19 protein-coding genes and 1 riboswitch are annotated in these 20,124 nt (G+C 43.7%); of the genes, 10 read left to right on the top strand and 9 right to left on the bottom strand.

Going from position 1 to position 20,124, the window contains the following annotated elements; genetic code table 11:
• Window positions 1-39: 39 nt before the first annotated feature.
• The gene (locus tag AK966_RS01375; protein WP_099078608.1) at window positions 40-741 is read right to left on the bottom strand and encodes an arginyltransferase; all 702 of its coding nucleotides are present in this window, start codon (window positions 739-741) and stop codon (window positions 40-42) included.
• Window positions 738-1,448, bottom strand: a complete 711-nt coding sequence (gene aat, locus AK966_RS01370) for a leucyl/phenylalanyl-tRNA--protein transferase (protein ID WP_099078609.1) — start codon at window positions 1,446-1,448, stop codon at window positions 738-740. The genes AK966_RS01375 and aat overlap by 4 nt, the downstream gene beginning before the upstream one ends.
• Window positions 1,449-1,488: 40 nt before the next feature.
• On the opposite strand from aat, the gene AK966_RS01365 reads away from it, so the two are divergent.
• Both AK966_RS01365 and aroA read left to right on the top strand, forming a co-directional pair.
• Window positions 1,489-1,965, top strand: a complete 477-nt coding sequence (locus tag AK966_RS01365) for a glycine zipper 2TM domain-containing protein (RefSeq protein ID WP_099078610.1) — start codon at window positions 1,489-1,491, stop codon at window positions 1,963-1,965.
• Between the two features lie 160 nt (window positions 1,966-2,125).
• Window positions 2,126-3,406, top strand: coding sequence for a 3-phosphoshikimate 1-carboxyvinyltransferase (gene aroA, locus AK966_RS01360; protein WP_119463399.1), 1,281 nt, complete (start codon window positions 2,126-2,128; stop codon window positions 3,404-3,406).
• A 65-nt stretch (window positions 3,407-3,471) separates the two neighbouring features.
• On the opposite strand, the gene AK966_RS01355 is transcribed toward aroA, so the two are convergent.
• The gene (locus tag AK966_RS01355; RefSeq protein ID WP_119463398.1) at window positions 3,472-3,720 is read right to left on the bottom strand and encodes a YciN family protein; all 249 of its coding nucleotides are present in this window, start codon (window positions 3,718-3,720) and stop codon (window positions 3,472-3,474) included.
• A 552-nt stretch (window positions 3,721-4,272) separates the two neighbouring features.
• On the opposite strand from AK966_RS01355, the gene topA reads away from it, so the two are divergent.
• The 4 genes from topA (at window position 4,273) to AK966_RS01335 (ending at window position 11,009) form a co-directional block, all read left to right on the top strand.
• A complete protein-coding gene (gene topA, locus AK966_RS01350) occupies window positions 4,273-6,903 on the top strand; it encodes a type I DNA topoisomerase (protein ID WP_099078613.1) in 2,631 nt (876 codons plus the stop codon).
• Window positions 6,904-7,421: 518 nt separating this feature from the next.
• Window positions 7,422-8,639 (top strand): glucose-1-phosphate adenylyltransferase, encoded by a 1,218-nt coding sequence (gene glgC, locus AK966_RS01345; protein ID WP_099078614.1) that lies wholly within the window; start codon window positions 7,422-7,424, stop codon window positions 8,637-8,639.
• The gene (gene glgA / locus AK966_RS01340) at window positions 8,629-10,086 is read left to right on the top strand and encodes a glycogen synthase GlgA (RefSeq protein WP_099078615.1); all 1,458 of its coding nucleotides are present in this window, start codon (window positions 8,629-8,631) and stop codon (window positions 10,084-10,086) included. The genes glgC and glgA overlap by 11 nt, the downstream gene beginning before the upstream one ends.
• 119 nt (window positions 10,087-10,205) lie before the next feature.
• On the top strand, window positions 10,206-11,009 hold the full coding sequence (locus tag AK966_RS01335) for an alpha/beta fold hydrolase (protein WP_099078616.1): 804 nt from the start codon (window positions 10,206-10,208) through the stop codon (window positions 11,007-11,009).
• Between the two features lie 34 nt (window positions 11,010-11,043).
• On the opposite strand, the gene AK966_RS01330 is transcribed toward AK966_RS01335, so the two are convergent.
• The 5 genes from AK966_RS01330 to torD all read right to left on the bottom strand — a co-directional run bounded on the left by AK966_RS01330 (window position 11,044) and on the right by torD (window position 15,334).
• The gene (locus AK966_RS01330) at window positions 11,044-11,361 is read right to left on the bottom strand and encodes a DUF2007 domain-containing protein (protein WP_099078617.1); all 318 of its coding nucleotides are present in this window, start codon (window positions 11,359-11,361) and stop codon (window positions 11,044-11,046) included.
• Complete coding sequence (locus AK966_RS01325) at window positions 11,361-12,053, bottom strand: TVP38/TMEM64 family protein (protein WP_099078618.1); 693 nt, start codon at window positions 12,051-12,053, stop codon at window positions 11,361-11,363. Before AK966_RS01325 ends, AK966_RS01330 begins: the two co-directional genes overlap by 1 nt.
• 118 nt (window positions 12,054-12,171) lie before the next feature.
• Window positions 12,172-12,762, bottom strand: coding sequence for a TfoX/Sxy family DNA transformation protein (locus tag AK966_RS01320; protein ID WP_099078619.1), 591 nt, complete (start codon window positions 12,760-12,762; stop codon window positions 12,172-12,174).
• A gap of 116 nt (window positions 12,763-12,878) precedes the next feature.
• Window positions 12,879-12,968: riboswitch (cyclic di-GMP riboswitch) on the bottom strand.
• Between the two features lie 279 nt (window positions 12,969-13,247).
• Window positions 13,248-14,252 (bottom strand): HTH-type transcriptional repressor PurR, encoded by a 1,005-nt coding sequence (gene purR / locus AK966_RS01315; protein WP_099078620.1) that lies wholly within the window; start codon window positions 14,250-14,252, stop codon window positions 13,248-13,250.
• A 434-nt stretch (window positions 14,253-14,686) separates the two neighbouring features.
• Complete coding sequence (gene torD, locus AK966_RS01310) at window positions 14,687-15,334, bottom strand: molecular chaperone TorD (RefSeq protein WP_099078621.1); 648 nt, start codon at window positions 15,332-15,334, stop codon at window positions 14,687-14,689.
• Window positions 15,335-15,601: 267 nt separating this feature from the next.
• On the opposite strand from torD, the gene torR reads away from it, so the two are divergent.
• A complete protein-coding gene (gene torR / locus AK966_RS01305; protein WP_099078622.1) occupies window positions 15,602-16,315 on the top strand; it encodes a two-component system response regulator TorR in 714 nt (237 codons plus the stop codon).
• Window positions 16,316-16,385: 70 nt separating this feature from the next.
• Here torR and elyC read toward each other — a convergent pair whose 3' ends face one another.
• Complete coding sequence (elyC, locus tag AK966_RS01300; RefSeq protein ID WP_099078623.1) at window positions 16,386-17,171, bottom strand: envelope biogenesis factor ElyC; 786 nt, start codon at window positions 17,169-17,171, stop codon at window positions 16,386-16,388.
• Between the two features lie 114 nt (window positions 17,172-17,285).
• Between elyC and cmoM the strand changes: the two genes are divergently transcribed.
• From cmoM to mukE, 3 genes are read left to right on the top strand one after another with little or no spacing between them, the layout of a single operon-like run.
• Window positions 17,286-18,077, top strand: coding sequence for a tRNA uridine 5-oxyacetic acid(34) methyltransferase CmoM (cmoM, locus tag AK966_RS01295; RefSeq protein WP_099078674.1), 792 nt, complete (start codon window positions 17,286-17,288; stop codon window positions 18,075-18,077).
• Between the two features lie 2 nt (window positions 18,078-18,079).
• Window positions 18,080-19,417, top strand: a complete 1,338-nt coding sequence (gene mukF / locus AK966_RS01290; protein WP_119463397.1) for a chromosome partition protein MukF — start codon at window positions 18,080-18,082, stop codon at window positions 19,415-19,417.
• On the top strand, window positions 19,398-20,123 hold the full coding sequence (mukE, locus tag AK966_RS01285; RefSeq protein ID WP_172438072.1) for a chromosome partition protein MukE: 726 nt from the start codon (window positions 19,398-19,400) through the stop codon (window positions 20,121-20,123). Before mukF ends, mukE begins: the two co-directional genes overlap by 20 nt.
• Window position 20,124 lies beyond the last annotated feature (1 nt).

Here is a 20,124-nt window from a genome sequence, read left to right as displayed (position 1 = left end):
CTGCCGCTAAATAGTAATTATGTAAAGTTGGAGCGTATTCTACCCTTGCCAACGCTGATTTACTAGCCTTTGGTGACGCTGAAAGCGTGTTTTATAGTTCATCGCTGGACATTCATCGATCTGATATCCCAAATATAGCCAGTGTTTACTTGTCTGCAAGCAATATTTGATTTGGTAAAGTACTGCTAACGTACCGAGAGAGAGCGAAGAGTCGGGATCGAAAAACGTATAAAACGCACTAGCACACTTATTCATAATGTCAGTGACAGCGACAGCGAGCAATCGGTTTGATTCATCGTATATATGAAGAAAGCCTGTCTCTAGCCAACTCGTTTTCGCAAAGCGTGTGAACTCATCTTCTCGTGGTGGATACATAGTGCCCTTTTGGTGTCGTTTAGTAATGTATCGGCTGTATAGCTTAAACCAGTTATCATCGAGATCTGCTTTCATTTCCCAACGTAAAAGTGAGGCATTATTTAACAAACGTCTCTGGCTTTTAGATGCGACAAAGTCAGCGATAGAAACTCTTATCGGTTGGCATGCGTTACAGTGTTCACAATGTGGTTTATAGATCGTATTCCCACTGCGGCGAAAGCCATTTGCCATCAATATTTGATAGTTTTGCTCGGTATGTAAATTGGAATCAAGAGCCACGGCAACGCGTTCTTGTCGTTCGGGTAAGTAACTACAAGAATGGTTTTGAGTTAATCCAATACGAATGTGCTGAAGATCCGTGCTCATGATACAGAGTCCTGCAAAGTCTGTGGTGTAAAAGTTCCCAAAGCGGTCTTTTTATTCCTTAAAGATAGTAGCTTATCTATGAAATCGTCACGTTCGATTTCATACGCTCCAAGCGATTTGAGGTGTGGGTTCATTACTTGGCAGTCAATCATTTGTCCTTGATGTGATGCCAAATGATCGCATAAGTACCACAACGCTATTTTGGAAGCGTTGCTTTTTAAGCTAAACATCGACTCACCGCAAAAAAGTTGGCCAACACTGATGCCATAGAGACCACCGACCAACTCATTGTCCTGCCATACTTCAACTGAGTGGCAGTGACCATTATTAGCCAGCGCTGTGTAAGCGGCTTGCATACTCTCATTGAGCCACGTTTCTTCGGGGGATCGTGTCGAAGAGCACCGTTGAATTACCTGCTTAGTTGCGTGGTTTAATGTTACTTTATACTGATGTTTACGTTGAAATTTAATCAAGCTTTTAGAAGGTTTAAATGTCATCGGGTCGAAAACGGCACGCGGTGATGGACTCCACCATAAAATGGGTTCTCCAGGGCCGTACCAAGGAAATATGCCTTGATGGTACCCTGCTAATATTCGATCGGGGTTGAGATCACCACCGAATGCTAATAAACCATTTGGTTCACTTAATGCTTCATACGGTGAAGGGAAGTTGTACGTATCATCAAGTTCAGTTAAATAGATTGCCATAAGAAGAGCTTACCAACATTAGAGCCTTTAGGAGCTTATTATGAATGAAGCAAGACCTAGCGTAAAACAATGGGCATGGTTCATACTGTTTTTGCCCTTTTTCGCCAATGCGGCTTATGAAAGAAATGTAGCAAAGCCAGTCAATGAAGTGGTTTATGGTAAAGTTAAATCAGTGCGTTTCATTACCCAACAAGAAGTGATGCAATCAAAAAATAATGGTTGGAAGACGTTGCTAGGTGCCACCATTGGCGGCCTTGTGGGGAATCAGTTTGGTGGTGGTACGGGTAAAGAAGTGGCTACGGCAGTCGGCGCCATTGCAGGGGCCACCGTTGTACAGAATCGAAGTAATGATCTATACACGGTGGAATATAAACTGGTTGAACTATTGATTAAAGTCGAAGGCAACAAGCTTATTAATGTGATTCAAGACGTCGACAAAAACATGCTATTTAACCGGGGTGATGATGTTCGTATATTGTACTTTGATGATGGCGTTAGGGTCGACATCGCTTATTAGGCCACCGTTTGCATGATAAGAGTAAGGGTGACTAATTATTCAAAAATTAGCATGGATTTGCTCTGGTTTTGTGGTGGTTTTTTCGTTAGTCTGAATCCACGAAGAATTGTTTAGCTCTCAAAAAACGCGAAGTGAGAGTACAAAGGATTATCAACTTTTAATGGAAAGCCTAACGTTACAACCCATCAATAAAATTCAAGGGGAAGTGAATCTTCCTGGATCAAAAAGTGTTTCCAATCGAGCCCTATTGCTTGCCGCACTGGCAAAGGGCACGACTCGTTTGACCAACCTTCTCGATAGTGATGATATTCGCCATATGTTGAATGCTCTGACTAAGCTTGGTGTTCAATATCAATTGTCTGAAGACAAAACAGAGTGTGTTGTAGAAGGTCTTGGTCGTCCATTTTCTGTCGCTGAGCCAGTAGAGTTATTTCTTGGTAACGCAGGTACAGCAATGCGTCCATTGGCTGCTGCGCTTTGCCTAGGCGAAGGTGAATATGTACTGACAGGCGAGCCTCGCATGAAGGAGCGCCCGATCGGTCACCTTGTAACAGCGTTGCAGAAAGCGGGGGCCAGCATCGAGTATTTAGAAAACGAACATTACCCACCGTTAAAAATCATAGGTACTGGCCTTAAGTCTGGTTCGGTGTCGATTGATGGCTCTATCTCAAGCCAATTCTTAACCGCATTTTTGATGTCTGCTCCATTAGCCGATGGTGAAATCCGCATCGAAATCGAAGGTGACCTGGTATCCAAACCGTATATTGATATTACGCTGCACATTATGAAGCAGTTTGGCGTTGAGGTTATCAACAACGATTACCAAGAATTTGTGATTCCTTCTGGTCAACATTATATTGCCCCTGGTGATTTCTTAGTTGAAGGTGACGCCTCGTCTGCGTCTTACTTCTTGGCTGCCGCTGCAATCAAGGGCGGAGAAGTGAAAGTCACTGGTATTGGTAAAAACAGTATTCAGGGAGACATTCAATTTGCTGACGCACTAGAAAAAATGGGCGCAGAGATTGAGTGGGGCGATGATTATGTGATTGCTCGCGTTGGTCAGCTTAAAGGTATCGATATGGACTATAACCATATCCCTGATGCAGCGATGACGATAGCGACAACAGCGCTCTTTGCTGAAGGTACAACTGCGATTCGCAACGTGTATAACTGGCGCGTTAAAGAGACTGACCGCCTTGCTGCGATGGCAACAGAATTGCGTAAAGTGGGTGCGGAAGTAGAAGAGGGGCAGGACTATATTATTGTGAAGCCGGTACCTCAACTGACGCATGCTGCGATTGATACTTACGATGATCACCGTATGGCGATGTGTTTTTCGCTGGTGGCGCTTAGCGATACGCCCGTAACGATTAACGACCCTAAGTGCACATCAAAGACCTTCCCGGATTATTTCGACAAGTTTAAAGCATTAAGCTGTTAATTAGGTCTGAATTTACAAAAAAAGCCAGAGTTTAACTCTGGCTTTTTTCTTGGATTTTTATGTGTTTATTTATCTAGCGTGAATTCTTTTGAAAGGTGGTGCGCCAGGTATTTAAACATATTGAATACCGCCGTTGTTTTCGAGGTTGGCAGGCCTTTCTCGTCGAGGAAATACTCACCTTTAAATACCAAAACATCGTCTTTTTCTTCCACGCTTGTGGCACGCATTCCTTCGATGTAGTCGTCGTGTTCTTGGATGATTTGGTTAGCGATTAAAAGAAGTTCGAATTCTTCAATTCGTTTTCTGTCAGACATAACGTTCTCGTCGTTCAATGAAACTCAAGTGAGAGAATTATATACCCAAGTAACTTCAAGGTGCTAGGCTCAGTGGCAGTGCGCAGAATCCTCTATCTTGAAGTCACTTGTGTATACCCATAATTATCATGGGATGGCATGGTGAAATCTGTTATAAGAGGGCCCGTTATGAGCTAATCGTCATCGATGAAAGAATCGAACAAAGATTTATAAATTCATTCGTGGTCATTCTGCTCAGATAATCTTAGGCTAGGTTCTGGAGAGCGTATGAATTTATTTTGTGATGAGAGACTAAAATTATTGCATTCGACTGGCGGCGTTAAACTTTGCCTGCTTAGTATATGCTGCTCAAGACCTTTTGCAGAATCCCACCTCGTCTGAGTATAAAGACGATGAATTGTCAACCAATCGGATCTGAATTTCAAAAAAGCAGTTGATCTTCTTTTCATCTCGCACAATAGTAAAAAAAGAAGCAATGAAATAGAACATTATGCGGATGGCTTCCTTTGGAAGTTTTTGCCCGCATTATCACGAAGGACGTTAGAGTCAGTTATGGGTAAATCGCTCGTTATAGTGGAGTCACCAGCCAAGGCTAAGACGATAAATAAATACCTTGGTAAAGACTTTATTGTTAAGTCTAGTGTTGGTCACGTGCGTGATCTGCCAACGGCCGGTCAAAGCACTGGTGAGAAAAAAGCCGCTGCCATTTCTACCAAAGGAATGAGCCCGGAAGAGAAAGCGCGCGTCAAAAAAGAGAAAGACCGCAAATCCCTGATCAAAAAAATGGGGATTAATCCATACCATGACTGGGATGCGAATTACCAAATTCTTCCAGGCAAAGAAAAAGTCGTAAGCGAACTACAAAAATTAGCCAAAGACGCTGATTATGTTTACCTCGCAACCGATTTGGACCGCGAGGGGGAAGCAATCGCATGGCACCTTCGTGAGATCATCGGTGGCGATGAAGAGCGATACAAACGAGTCGTCTTTAACGAGATTACTAAGAACGCAATCCAGCAGGCTTTCCAGACTCCAGGAGAGTTGAACATGGATGGCGTTAACGCCCAGCAAGCACGTCGCTTCATGGACCGCGTAGTCGGTTTCATGGTCTCTCCATTGCTATGGAAGAAAGTCGCACGTGGTCTGTCTGCAGGACGTGTACAGTCGGTTGCGGTCAAGCTATTGGTTGAGCGTGAGCGTGAAATCAATGCTTTCATTCCAGAAGAGTTCTGGGATATCAATGCAAATACGCACACCAAAGAAAAGACTGCATTCAAACTTCTTGTTGCACAAAAAGATGGCGTTGTGTTTAAGCCTGTTAACGAGATAGAGACCAAAGCAGCGCTTTCTGTTCTAGAAAAAGCGAGCTACGAAGTATGTAAGCGTGAAGACCGCCCAACGAAGAGTAAGCCGTCTGCACCATACATCACTTCAACACTTCAACAAGCGGCAAGTACTCGTCTTGGGTACGGCGTTAAGAAGACGATGATGCTGGCGCAGCGTTTGTATGAAGCGGGTTACATCACCTATATGCGTACCGACTCAACTAACTTGAGTGCGGAAGCGGTAGATGCCGTTCGTGGATTCATCGGCTCTGAGTTTGGTGACAAGTATCTTCCTGCTAAACCGCTTATATACGGCAGCAAAGAGGGTGCACAAGAAGCGCACGAAGCGATTCGTCCTTCCGATGTCGCTGTGAAAGCAGAAGATATACAAGGTGTTGATGCGGACGCCCACAAACTTTATGCGTTGATCTGGAATCAGTTCGTGGCGTGTCAGATGACGCCAGCAGAGTACGATTCAACAACGATCAGTGTAAAAGCAGCGGAATACACGCTAAAAGCGAAAGGTCGTATTCTAAAGTTTGATGGTTGGACTCGAGTTCAACGCCCAATGGGTAAAAACGAAGATACAATTCTTCCTGCTGTGCAACTCGGTGACAAGCTAGACCTAGATTCACTAGAGCCTAAGCAGCACTTTACTAAGCCACCAGCACGTTTCACAGAAGCGGCGTTGGTTAAAGAACTTGAGAAGCGCGGCATTGGCCGCCCATCAACTTATGCATCGATCATTTCTACGATCCAAGATCGTGGTTACGTAAAAGTAGAGCAGCGTCGCTTCTACGCTGAGAAAATGGGCGAAATCGTGACTGACCGCCTAGATGACAGTTTTAACGATCTTATGAACTACGACTTTACTGCTCGTATGGAGCAGAAACTTGACCAAATCGCAGAAGGCAAGGTGAAGTGGAAAGCCGTTCTGGATAACTTCTTCACAGACTTCACGGGTGATCTTGAGAAAGCAGAGCAAGACGAGACGGAAGGTGGGATGAAGCTGAATCACATTGTGATGACAGACATTGAATGTCCGACATGTGGTCGCCCAATGGGTATTCGTACTGCGTCGACCGGTGTGTTCCTAGGTTGTTCAGGTTATGCATTACCACCGAAAGAGCGTTGTAAGACAACCATTAACCTTGGTGATGAAGAAGGCATTATCAACGTTCTAGAAGAAGACGTTGAAACGGCCGCACTGCGTGCTAAGAAGCGTTGTCCAATTTGTGAAACGGCGATGGATGCGTACCTCATTGATGATAAGCGTAAGATGCACGTTTGTGGTAACAACCCGAATTGTGAAGGCTACATTGTTGAGCATGGTGAGTTCAAAGTAAAAGGCTACGATGGTCCTGTTGTTGAATGTGACAAGTGTGGGTCTGACATGGTGCTTAAGAATGGCCGTTTTGGTAAATACATGGATTGTACGAGTGAAACCTGTAAGAACACTCGTAAGATTTTGAAGAATGGTGAAGTTGCACCACCAAAAGAAGATCCAGTTCATTTCCCAGAACTGCCATGTGAAAACTCAGATGCATACTTTGTGCTTCGTGATGGTGCTTCGGGCTTATTCATGGCCGCAAGTAACTTCCCGAAATCTCGTGAAACACGAGCACCGTTAGTCTCTGAACTGGCGCGTTTTGAAGAGCGTCTGCCTGAGAAGTTTAAGTACCTAACGAAGGCGCCAGCTGCTGATCCAGATGGTCGACCTGCGGTGGTTCGCTTTAGTCGCAAGAGTAAAGAAAATTACGTTCGTACTGAAGATAACGGTAAGCCTAGTGGTTGGACGGCATTGTACATTGACGGTAATTGGGAAGTTACGGATAAGCGCAAAAAAGCAAAAGCGTAATTAAGATTACTCGAACAAAGGCAGCGAATTCGCTGCCTTTTTGTTTTGTGTTTTTTGTTAATTTTGTCAATTAGATTCTTTTCTAAACCTCCTTTCATGTTCATTGAATGGTCATCCTTTCAACGTATTCTGTCGTAAAACTGCGCTTGTGTGGTTATTAGGTTTGTAAATTGTTTACGGAATGTAGTTCGTTACAGGTGTTGTTGTGATCTACGTAGCGTCCTGAGTAAGTAAGCAATGTACGCGACACAGAATGGCGTATTTTAAATTGTAATTTTATTCCAGTTCGTTAATTTATGAGACAGATAATGCACCGGTATGCGGTTGTATCGCGTCAAAATAATGAATAACGACGGCGTGTGCGTACTAGGATGTGCAATAGCTTTATTTTGTTCGTGCTGCAAGAGTTCAAAGAAGCTCATCAGCGCGAATATGCTAGCGTGTTTGTTTGACTCCCCGAGTCTTGCTCATATCAAACAAACATTACTTCCAAGCTATAACTATATGGAGAACAACGAATGGCTGGTGTATTGGGAATGATTCTTGCTGGCGGTGAAGGCTCTCGTTTGAGACCTTTAACGGAGTCCCGTAGTAAACCGTCGGTCCCTTTTGGCGGAAGTTACCGATTGATCGATTTCGCACTGAATAACTTCGTGAATGCTGACTTGATGCGCATTTACGTATTGACTCAATTCAAATCTCAATCTTTGTTCCATCATATGAAGAAAGGTTGGAACATCAACGGCATTACCGATCGATTCATCGATCCAATTCCTGCTCAAATGCGTACGGGTAAGCGTTGGTATGAAGGTACGGCAGATGCTATTTATCAAAATCTACGTTTTATGGAGTTGGCGGAACCTGAGCAGGTATGTATCTTCGGTTCAGACCACATCTACAAAATGGACATCAAACAGATGTTGGCTTTCCATAAAGAAAAAGAAGCTTCTTTAACGGTTTCCGCATTGCGCATGCCACTTTCAGAAGCGTCCCAATTTGGTGTTATTGAAGTAGATAGTGAAGGGCGCATGATTGGCTTTGAAGAAAAGCCAGAAAATCCGAAGTCTATTCCTGGCGACCCTGAGCATGCACTCGTCTCTATGGGTAATTACATCTTTGAAGCACAGACGCTATTTGCAGAGTTGATTGAAGATGCCGACGATGAAGCGTCCTCGCACGATTTTGGCAAAGACATCATTCCTAAAATGTTCCCACGTGGTGATGTTTTCGTGTATGACTTCAGCACTAACCGCATTACTGGTGAAAAGGAAGAAGTTTACTGGCGTGATGTTGGTACGATTGATGCCTACTGGCAAGCTCATATGGATCTGCTTAAAAAAGACGCGCCATTCTCGCTATACAATCGCAAGTGGCCACTGCACACTTACTATCCACCATTGCCACCAGCCACGTTCACAGATTCTGATAATGGTCGTGTCCAGATTATCGATAGTTTAGTGTGCAACGGCAGCTACGTGCGCGGCTCTCGTATTGAGAAATCGGTGCTAGGTTTCCGTAGCAACATCGCTTCAGCTTGTGACATTAGCGAATCCATTTTACTTGGTGACGTAAAAGTTGGTGAAGGTTGTGTGTTGCGTCGTGTGATTATTGATAAAAACGCTGACATCGCACCGGGTACTCAAATTGGAGTGAACCTACAAGAAGATAAAAAACACTTCCATGTATCAGATGATGGCATCGTTGTTATTCCTAAAGGAGCAAGTGTTGGCTACTAACAATTTGTCGGTACTGTTTGTAGCGTCTGAAGTCGAAGGGCTGATCAAAAGTGGTGGCTTGGCTGATGTAGCCAAGGCACTACCGGAAGCTTTGCAGAATCTTCAGCAAGATGTACGGATTACCATTCCTGCTTACCATGGTATTGAGCAATTATCAGAAGCGGAAACGCTTTTAGAAACCAAGTTAACAAGTTGGCCTCACACTGATTATCGAGTCCTTAAGCTCACGGTTGGGGATAATCCCGTTTACTTGATTGACTGCCAGCCGTATTTTAACCGCCCATCCATGTATGCGGAAAATAACCAAGCGTATACGGATAACGGTGAGCGGTTTGCTTTCTTTAGCGCTGCGTGTCTGGATATGTTGCCAAAACTTGGCTTTCAACCAGATATTGTACACGCGAATGATTGGCATACTGGACTCGTTCCGTTTTTGCTCAAACATCGATATGGATCGGACCCTTTTTTTGCACATACCCGTAGTGTTCTCTCAATTCATAACGCAGTATTTAAAGGCGTATTCAGCTATGACGACGTTCAATGTTTGCCGGAATTCCATAGCCGTAACGAGCCGGATGCCGCCGTAAGCACCACGCACATTACGATGCTAAAAGCGGGGGTAATGAGCGCAGATAAAATCAATGCAGTCAGTCCAACCTACGCTGAGGAATTGAAAACGGAACTTGGTAGCCATGGTATGGCATGGGAGTTCCAGCAACGTTCTGAGGACTTGGTTGGTATTCTCAATGGTTGTGATTATAGCGCTTGGAATCCAGAAACTGATCCTAATTTGCCACTACACTACAAATCCAATCGTCAGAGTATGGTTCGAGGTAAGAACGCTTGTAAAAAGGCACTGCAAGAGAAGCTAGGGCTTGAAACGTCGGATTGCGCTATGTTTGGTATGGTCTGTCGTTTGACGCAACAGAAAGGGGTACATTACCTTCTTCCTGCATTAGCTGACTTTCTCAAACACGATGTCCAATTGGTTGTGGTGGGAACAGGTGATCCTATATTTGCAGCACAATTACGTGACGTCGCGGCACTATTTGCCAACAAATTTGTGTTTGTCGAAGCCTACGATAATGAGTTAGCGCATTTGGTTGAAGCTGGTTCTGATTTCTTCTTGATGCCATCGGAGTTTGAACCTTGTGGCTTAAACCAAATCTACAGCATGGCTTACGGTACACTGCCAATTGTTCGTGGTGTCGGTGGTCTAAAAGATAGTGTTAACGATTACGATGCGGATCCATTAGACGCAACTGGTTTTGTGTTTGATGGGCCGACACCACAAGCATTATTGCTCACGATGTTAAGAGCTTTATTGCTCTATGCACAAAACATCAAAGAAGTGAGACGTGTTCAGCTCTATGCAATGCAAAAAGATTTTTGTTGGCGCAAAGCGGCAGAAGAATATCTGCAATTGTATCGCGCTGCGTTAAATTGATGCAAAATCTTAAATAACTGTAATCTAAGGCACCGATTATGGTGCCTTAATTTTCTCGTTAGTGATGGAATGTGGTAGGATTTACTCCTTTGTTTACTACGACTGTTGATCACTGACGCATGACTCAGCCAATCTTGTTCCACAAAACCTATCTGCACCCTACTAGCAACGAGTGGGTCGTTTTCGTACATGGTGCTGGTGGCAGTTCTTCAATATGGTTTAAACAAATCAAAGCGTATAAACAGCACTTTAATTTGCTGTTGATTGACCTTCGAGGACATGGAAAGTCAAACCAATTACTTAAAGAGCTGATCACAAGCCGTTATACCTTTACTGCCGTGACGCAAGATATTTTGAAAGTTTTGGATCATTTAAAAATCCAATCGGCACATTTTGTCGGCATGTCACTTGGGACCATCATTGTACGGAATTTAGCAGAGCTTGCTTCTGAGCGTGTGTGTTCGATGGTGTTAGGTGGGGCCGTGACGCGATTAAACACACGTTCACAAATTTTGGTGACGTTAGGTAATCTTGGTAAACATATTTTGCCCTACATGTGGTTGTACAAGTTGTTTGCTTATGTCGTGATGCCACAAAAGAACCAGCGTGAATCTCGCCACCTATTTATTCGTGAAGCGAAGAAGTTGTGTCAAAAAGAGTTTAAACGTTGGTTCATTTTAGCCACCGATGTGAACCCACTAATGAGATATTTCAAAGATAAAGAACTGCCGATTCCGACGCTTTATTTGATGGGAGATCGGGATTATATGTTTATCAAGCCCGTAAAAGAGATGGTAGCAGCCCACAAGCTGAGTTCGTTGCGGGAGATCCCAAACTGTGGTCATGTATGCAACGTAGAACGACCTGACGATTTTAACCAACACTCAATAGAGTTTATTAAGCAGCAGCGCCTAACGGCTTAATCTCAGCTGAAGGGACAAAAGAGTAGGGGAACCGTTATGGTTCCCCTATTTGATATCCGCAGTGCCAGCAAGCTCCAAACTGCCCTTCATTTTGCTCTAAGCACTGCGGGCACTGCCAATCTAGATAAGTTGGTTCTGCTTGTTTGCGATACTCTTCAAGTATCACTGAGGCTTTCAGCTTTTGCTCTGGATGTAAAAGCCAAATATACGGGTCAGTATCATCACCAAATGGCAGCTCACCTTTTAAACCAAACAGGTTTTCACCTCGCACTTCACAAACAATGTGTTCCGTTTTGAGTAGTTCACAGACGATGTGGGCTTCAGTGGGGTTTTGAGCGATATATATCTTCATTAAACGTTTCCATTCGGTTGCCCCTGAACTGGCCGGATTTTATTCATGACCCATTTTGCGATGATAGGGAATAACCCAAGCAATGCAAATGACGCCAATACTGCTGGAGACATAATGCCGGACAGACTATCTATGGTTGCGAGTTGAGTACCTGCATTGAGATAGACGGCCGTTCCTGGCAGCATACCAACTTGACTGGTTAAGTAGAATCGAACCACCGTCATTGGCGTTAAGCCCATCAGTAGATTGATTAAGAAAAAGGGGAACACGGGAATGAGGCGCAGTGAAAATAGGTAAAATGCCCCGTCTTTTTCAACACCATGGTTAATAGCACTTAGCTTATTGCCAAACTTACTTTGCACCCACTCACGCAATAGATAGCGGCTACTTAAGAAGGCGATGGTAGCACCTATGGTGCTGGCAAAAGAAACCAGTAATAAGCTAGCCCAGAAACCGAATAGAGCAGCACCAAGCAGAGTAACAACAGCGGCGCCAGGGATCGAGAACGCCGTAATTGCGATGTAGGCAAAGAAATACGTCGCTGCAGCGAAAGCGAAGTTCTGGTTAATAAACGTATTCAAAGCCTCTTGCTGTGCTTTTGCGTTTTCTAACGTTAAATATTGGCTGAAGCTCACCCCTAGAAAGATGACCGTCGCAAGTAGGAACAGACCTAAAATCAGTTTTTTATTCATTGTCGTTACTCCATTTCGCAGCTTAGATAATAAGACAGAATGGAAGAAGAAAAAATTTCAAAAAAAAACCGCAGTATCAAAACTGCGGTTTTTACTCAATGTCATGCTGAATCGCGCGTTATGAAAGCGCGAACATCAACTCTTCTCTACGAGACTGAGGCACAACGCTCCAATGCGTACCGTTGATTGCCCCTTCTAACGCCCACAGCAACTCAATACTTACCGTAGAGGTATGCGTATCTTGAATTGCTTTGTAAGCATTTAAGGCACCTTCATCTTCTAGCTCTTCGACGGAATCGATGCCTGCTTTCTTTAGCATGCGTTCAGTCGCTAAGCGTAGATTAGGAAGATCTTTCAAACGGTTTGGCTTAGTGCTCGCTTGTTGCTTTTTTTCTTGCTTAGCCGTCTCTAGAGATAGCTTAGCAACATCAATCAAGCGGTCAGTAGATTCCCACAAATCATCAGAAATAGCATAGTATTTCGTCACTACGGGGAATCCACGTTTCTTGTAGACGTACGGTTTTAATCCTTGAGTCTCGAAGTCAGATGAAGTTTTTTGGTCTCCTCGAATATGAAGTTGATTGTTCACAACGAGTGCAAACATCGTTTCATCAGCGAAAAGCCCGAAGCCACCAAACATTGAGCGCGACTTGATCGTACCAAGTGCCTCAAACAGCTTCATTGAGTCTTTGAGTATCGGTTTATCCATGGTGTGTTATCTCGGTGTAATTAATATTACGCCACCAAAAATCAGGTCCGAGAGATTAGCAAATGCATGCAGACACAATGTCATTAAAGGGTAAACTCACTTAATGCATATTTGCCATCGGTAACCCCGCTACCTTTCACTATATTTAGTGGTTAAGGCCGGAGGCTTTGCGTCCCATCCTTTCGAATGGTTTGCCCTGTGCGTGACAAGAGGAGAATACTTCGTATATTGCATTAACATCACGTTTCAAACACTAAAGTGTGATCTCTATTCAACTAATGGTGCCATCTTAATGTGTCTAATTTCATATTTTGAAATGTCTACTTGCCATACAAAAGCTTGATGTAGGAAATGGGCAACAAGTTAGTTAAAACAGCAATTTATCTTAGCTTTTGATTATATAAGTAATGTGAAATGCTTAAAAAATTTTATTTTACGAAATAAAAAAAGCACTCCGAAGAGCGCTTTATAAACTTGAGGGGGAGTTAGTTCAATTTCTTAACGGTGTTACGAACCACAATCTCAGGCTGCATTTCAAAAATGCGTTTTTCGTGTTCTTTGTCTTTGATTCGCTCTAGTAAAATCTCGAACGCATTCTTACCAACACGTCTTTTTGGTTGGTGAATAGTCGTTAGAGGAGGCGAGAAGAACTCCGCAAGCTCAATATTGTCATAGCCAATCACTGAGATATCATCAGGGATTTTTATGCCATTTTGTTGTAGACGGCTCATTAAGCCTAATGCCATGGTATCGTTAAAACAGAATACCGCAGTAGGGCGTTTATCCATTGCCGTAATGTTGTCTGCAGCAAGTACTGCCGTATCACACTCGAAGTTACCTTCGAGAATTAACTCTTCGTTTACTGGTAGCTTTGCTTCAGCCATTGCACGTCGAAAACCAGAAATACGCTCTTTACATGCTGCTTTATCAAAGTGACCGCTTAGGCATGCAATATCGGTGTGACCATTGTCAATCAGGAACTTCGTTGCTAGGTAACCACCTTCTTCAGAGTTGTCGATGATCTTATCCGCCTTTGAGCTTTCTGGGCCCCAGTCCATGACAACTTTTGGTATATCAGCATGGCGATCCAGCATTTCTTGTAGCTCTTCGGTTAAATCCGAGCACATCACTAAAATGCCATCAACACGCTTTTCTGCCAGCATTCGAATATAGTCACGTTGCTTCTCATAGATACCACCAGTATTACATAGGATCAGTGTGTATCCTTGGCGGTAACAGTAGCTTTCAACACCGTCAATAACTTCAGAGAAGAATAGGTTTGTTGATTGTGTTACCAACATGCCGATAGTACGGGTTGAGTTACACTTTAAGCTGCGGGCAACAGCACTTGGCGCGTAATTTAGTTCATCAACTGCTTTCATTACTTTTTCTTGGGTTGTTTCTGCAACAAAGCGCGTTTTATTAATTACGTGCGAAACTGTTGTGGTAGAAACGCCGGCTAAGCGAGCAACGTCTTTTATAGTGGCCATAAATGATGTCCTGTATCGAGCTACTTAATACCGTAGTGAATACAACCTTACGCTTAGTATCTGCGCAAACCGAGTGTTATGAGGAAAGTAGTACTCAATAGTTCAGGCAGTGGTTGTTCCGAAATCGGTATAATAAAGGTTTGTAGCAACATTCGTTGCTGAGAGTATTATTCCTTTTAGTTACAATAAGGAATGGATCAGCAATGATGTTAATAAAACACAAAAACCGCTATATTTCAGCGGTTTACATATAAATCATATTTAATCGTTTGCGTTCACATTTTAGACTGATGCGAGCACGCTGGCAATGTTTTCAGCTGTGGTTTTGTGTATTTCAAGTCACATTTTAACTGCGAAATGAAAAGGCTTTTCTACGCCAGACTAAAACTGAACGAACAAATAAGGAGCTCTGAACTCCCCAAAATAGGCGGCAATTATTCACCAAGAAGGTAATTGCTGTCCAGTTTACAAAATGCAATTAATAGTTGTGCAACGCTAACATAGAAGCCAAATTCATCGAATTGTTTACACTTGGCAGCAAATGGCGGTAACCAAGTTAACAGCTGTTGCTGAATGAAATCGTTCTGTTTGGTGAATGCTTCTTCCATATGCTTTTCTTGCTCGAGTTCGTTAGAGCGGATGATCATGTTACCCAAAAAGTCTAACTCAACGGCTAAATGGTCTGCGGGCTCTTTGAGATTTACGTCCACTTGAACACCAAAATCGGCCATCAGTTTTTCCATTTCTTCTGCTGGCTTGTCGTTTAACAGTCCAGATTTACCAATATACATCGATGCGTATGGAAGGGCGCCATGTTTTTCTGTTTTAAGGAAAAGTTCACAAAAGTCTGCGGCAAGTTCTAATTGGGCATCTTCACGATCTTGTAAGCGGTTTAAAGCGTCCACAAGCGAGTCTACGGCTGGTTTAAGGGATTTATTTTCACCTAAACCAGCTAAAAAGCTTCGAATTTCAACACTATGATAAGTCTCTAGTTCTTTTTCGGTCAGTTCTTTGGCGAACAGGCTAGAAAACCACCAGTAAATTTCGGCACGTTTTTCATTAAAAGCTTTCACTTCTTGCATTTTTTGCTCCTGAATGATGCTCTTAAAACGGCATCTTGAAGTCACTTGAGAATATTTCCTTAAGTGTAAACAATTAAAATGAATAGCAGTAACTATAATTATGATGCCTTGTGGAAGAATATGCTCTTTTGTTAATGGCTACAAATAAGCTTGCTTTGAATCAATAAAATCGCAAAATCTTGCTTTTTTATGTATCTATGACTAGAAATGTTACTAGTTATGAATAGAATACGTCTTGGAATATAAAGAAGACAGAAAGTGGTGTAAATGAGCTATCACGTATTGGTCGTAGAAGATGATGTTGTAACTCGCAGTAAGCTTGCGGGCTATTTCCAAAATGAAGGTTACAAAGTCAGTGAAGCAGAAAGTGGCGCAGAAATGCGCGAGGTGCTTCAAGATGGTGACGTTGATCTTATCATGTTGGATATTAACTTGCCCGGTGAAGATGGTCTTATGCTTACGCGTGAATTACGCAGCCAGTCAGACATCGGCATCATATTAGTGACAGGACGCACGGATAGCATTGACAAAATCGTTGGCCTAGAAATGGGCGCAGACGATTATGTGACAAAGCCTTTTGAACTAAGGGAATTATTGGTTCGAGTTAAGAACTTATTGTGGCGCATCTCTGCTGCTCGCAATGGCTCTCAAAAAGCAGAAAAAGAAAGCAATGAAGAACACATTGTACGTTTTGGCGAGTGGACATTTGACATCCAGCGTCGTGCGCTAAGTCGCAACGGTGAGCCAGTGAAACTGACCAAAGCTGAATATGAGCTTTTGGTTGCCTTGTCTTCATATCCAAATCAGGTATTAAGCCGAGAACGTATTTTGAATATGATCAGCCACCGAGTGGATGCGCCAAACGATCGTACTATCGATGTATTAATTCGACGTATGCGCGCTAAGATGGAGTTTGATCCGAAGAACCCACAAATTTTTGTGACCGTCCATGGTGAAGGCTACATGTTTGCAGGTGACTAAGCTAAGTCGTAAAGAAAAAGGAGAGCATGGGCTCTCCTTTTTTCTATCTTGTGATTCTTACTTACTCGATTTATTGGCTTGCAACCATTGGGGTTTGCCCAACTGTGTCACGCAGTTTTTGCCATAAACCACCAAGGTATTCATGCCAATAAATTTCAGTTTGTTCCAAGTATTGTGCTTTTGGTGAGTATTTATGCCAAGGTTGATGAATTTCATCGATAGCAAGATAGTTCGTAGCGGCTGGGGTTGGCTTGATTCCTGCCGCATTGAACTCATACAGAGCCCGTTTCATGTGGCTAGCAGAGGTCACTAAAACCACTTCTTTCTGTTTCACAAACGCAGCCGCTTGTCGCGCTTCTTCCCAGGTGTCTTTTGCGTCCTCTAATAAAATGATATCAGGTTTAGCCACACCGAGTGCCAGAGCAACGTTGGCCATCATACGGGCGTGACTTATCTCAGACCCGCCAGCGTAACCAGACAGAATCAGCTTTGCTCCTGGGTACATACGCAAAATACGGATACCTTCAGTTAAACGCATCAGCGCGGTACGACTTAATTGAGAAGTGGGTGGGATCTCATCATCGACGACATGGTTATTACCTAATACCATAACGTAGTCTACGGTTTCAGATGACGGTAAAAACGCTTTATACTCTCGCTCTAATGGCATCAAGAGTTTCGTTGATAGTGGTTGGAAGGCCGCTAGGAAAATACCGACAAAAGAGAGAAGAACAACAAAACATCCTGTTTTGCGTTTGGTGGTAAAACTGATAAGCGCAAGACCTAATAACCCTATCAGTAGCAGTGCGGGCAAGGGCATGACCAGAGCGGTCACTACTTTTTTCAGCTCAAACATACATAAATAGTCCGAAAAAACATCAATTGATAATAAAAATGAGGTTGACCCTCTTTATTCCTGCTTTCCTTGTGCCAGAATAGCGGCACAATCCGTTATGATAACTCAGCAGAAGTGACAGAAGACCGCAATTTCGACGATATCGCCCACAAATTTGCAAAAAATATTTACGGCTCCGATAAAGGGGAGATTCGGCAAATCATTGTATGGGAAGATTTTCTACAGATTCTAAGTGAATTAGGCGCTGACCAGCAAGCTCTTGATGTACTTGATGCAGGCGGTGGGTTGGCACAAATGTCGCAAAAGCTTGCTAAGCTCGGACATCACGTTGCTTTATGTGATCTATCTTCGGAAATGCTGCAACTAGCGAAACAGGATATTGAAAAAAATGGTTTGCTTGAGCAGTATCGCCTGATTCATTCACCTGTCCAGTCCATTGGCGAGCATATGGAAGCGCAGGTGGATCTTGTTATGTTCCATGCAGTGATGGAGTGGTTGGTTGATCCTAAAGCCGCTCTCGAAACAGTATTGGAACAAGTAAAACCGGGAGGCATTGCTTCGGTAATGTTCTATAACCACCACGGCTTAGTCTATAAAAATGTGGTATGCGGTAATATTCCACATGTATTAGACGGCATGCCCCATCGGAAGAGATTTAAATTACAGCCACAGAAAGGTCTAAAGCCTGAGGATGTCTATCAATGGATAGAAGACTCTGGTTTTAGCATTTGTGGAAAGTCTGGTATTCGTTCATTCAGTGATTACATAGGCAATATGCAATACATGGGCGATTACGAGTTTGAAGATGTGTTGGCGCTAGAAAAACAACTTTGTCGACAAGAGCCATACCTCTCATTAGGCCGCTATATTCACGTGTGGGCTAAGAAGAACGATAAACAGGAATAACAATGAGTGAGATGACTCTCAATGCTGCAGAGCAACCAATCGATGAGTTGGTTGGCTGGGTAAAGCAGCACGATTTCTCGTTGAACCTGACCACTGAGCGATTGGCGTTTTTGATTGCCATCGCCGTATTGAGTAATGAAAGGTTCGATGAAGAATTGGGTGAAGGTGAATTGCACGACGCATTTGCCATCGTCACTCGACTTTTTGATGAAACCGGTGAAGCCTCGGCTTTCCGTGCAAATAATGCCATCAACGAGATGGTTAAGCAGCGCCTTATTAGCCGTTTCGTCAGTGAACTCACTGACGGAGCCAGTATTTACCGCTTGTCGCCATTAGCGATAGGCATCACTGACTACTATGTGCGTCATCGTGAGTTCTCGAAACTGCGTCTTTCCATTCAGCTGTCGATGGTAGCGGATGAAATGGCGAAAGCGATTGAAGCAGCACAGAAAGGCGGTACGCCAGGCCATTGGCAAAAAAATGTCTACGGCGTATTGAAATACTCTGTAGGCGAAATTTTCGATCAAATTGATCTTAACCAACGTGTGATGGATGAACAGCAGCAATCTGTGAAGCTACAGATTGCGGATCTGCTGAACAAAGACTGGCGTGAAGCAATCAACAACTGTGAAGCACTACTGTCTGAAACTTCCAGCACGCTGCGTGAACTTCAAGATACGCTGCAAGCCGCCAGTGATGAACTGCAAACTCAGATCCTCGACATCCAAGAAATTGTCTATGGTGATTCTGAGCTGGAGTTTATTGAAGAGGCCCTATTTAGCCTACAAATGAAGCTAGATCGAATCACCAGCTGGGGCCAACAGGCGATCGACCTTTGGATTGGTTACGACCGACACGTACACAAGTTCATCCGTACCGCGATTGATATGGATAAGAACCGTGCGTTCAGTTCGCGTCTGCGTCAATCAATAAAAGATTACTTTGATATGCCTTGGTATCTGACTTTTGCAGATGCAGAAAGGCTTTCCGATCTTCGTGATGAAGCTCTGGTGCTACGTGATGACGAGGTAACAGGCCAAGTTCCGATGGAAGTGGAATACGAAGAGTTTCAACAAGTCAATGATGAGTTGTCAGAGCGTATTGGTAACATGCTGAAAGCGCATAAAGACCAAGGCGCACCAATCGATTTGAGTGTGGTTTTGCGAGACTACCTCGCACAACACCCAAGAACTCATCACTTTGATTTAGCACGAATTGTTGTCGATCAGGCGGTTCGTCTGGGTTACTCGGAATCGGACTATCAAGCCGTTCAACCAGACTGGAAAGCAATCAACGAATTTGGGGCAAAGGTACAAGCGAATGTCATCGACCGATACTAATGAATACATGTCAGAGAATCTGGCAAAAGCAATTTCTAACCCTCTGTTCCCAGCGCTAGATAGCATGCTACGAGCAGGGCGTCATATCTCAAGTGAAGATCTAGACAATCACGCGTTGTTGTCGGATTTCGAACTTGAGCTTTCTTCTTTCTACCAGCGCTACAACACTGAGTTGGTAAAAGCGCCAGAAGGTTTCTTTTACCTTCGCCCTCGTTCAACGTCTCTGATTGGCCGTAGTGTCCTTTCTGAGCTGGATATGCTGGTGGGTAAGGTACTGTGTTTCCTTTACCTAAGCCCAGAGCGCCTAGCACATGAAGGTATCTTCACCAACCAAGAGCTGTACGACGAGCTGCTTGCACTGGCAGATGAGAACAAGCTGATGAAGTTGGTGACCAATCGTGCAACCGGTTCAGACCTTGATAAAGAAAAGCTGTTTGAAAAAGTACGCACGTCACTTCGTCGTCTGCGTCGTCTAGGCATGATCATAAACATCGGTGAAACCGGTAAGTTCAGCATCAGTGAAGCGGTGTTCCGTTTTGGTGCCGATGTACGTGTAGGCGATGATATGCGTGAAGCGCAGCTGCGTCTGATCCGTGACGGTGAAGCCGTGGTGCACACCAAAGAACCAAGTCAAGGCAGCCTACTGTCTGAAGAAGGCCAAGACGACCATGCCCAAGAAGAAACAGCAGAAGAGGGTGAAGCATGAG

Origin of the sequence: Vibrio sp. PID23_8 (assembly GCF_003584965.1) — a bacterium.
In the GTDB taxonomy this organism is placed as follows: Bacteria; Pseudomonadota; Gammaproteobacteria; order Enterobacterales; family Vibrionaceae; genus Vibrio.
Note: the sequence above shows the minus strand (reverse complement) of the source record. Positions and strands in the feature narration are given on the sequence as shown.